Origin of the sequence: Saccharothrix sp. ST-888, from assembly GCF_000955975.1 — a bacterium.
Classification (GTDB): domain Bacteria; phylum Actinomycetota; class Actinomycetes; order Streptomycetales; family Streptomycetaceae; genus Kitasatospora.
This window is the reverse complement of the sequence record NZ_JYJF01000791.1, coordinates 1-324: the sequence shown is the minus strand read 5'-3', so window position 1 is coordinate 324 and position 324 is coordinate 1. Positions and strand designations below refer to the sequence as shown.

Genomic DNA, 324 nt, shown 5'->3' with positions numbered 1-324 from the left:
GAGCCGGGCGGTGCGGTGGCTGAGGTCGCGTGCCAGTGAGCGCTGCGGCGGCCCGTGCCCCTGGCAGGCGAGCCGGTCCGGGACGTACGGCCGGATGCGCGTGCAGTAGCGGGGCGGCGCTGTCATGTCGCCACGAGTGAGGCCTTGATGAGAGGGTGGCACGCTGTCGGGCGTCGGCCGTCCGGCTGGTCGTGGTAGTCGAGCCCGGCCGTGTACTCGGTGCCGCCGCGGGTGTGTGCGTGCCCGATCACGCCCACGGCCCCCGTGAAGTCGGCGAATATGACGTTGGCGCAGTCCGCGACGACCATCCGGGACCCCTCCCCG

The 324-nt window shown here is 73.5% G+C and carries 1 protein-coding gene; it reads right to left on the bottom strand.

Annotated elements, in window-relative coordinates:
* Positions 1-122: 122 nt before the first annotated feature.
* Positions 123-324: hypothetical protein (locus UK12_RS34600; RefSeq protein ID WP_045307192.1), on the bottom strand; the 202-nt coding region annotated here is incomplete at its 5' end.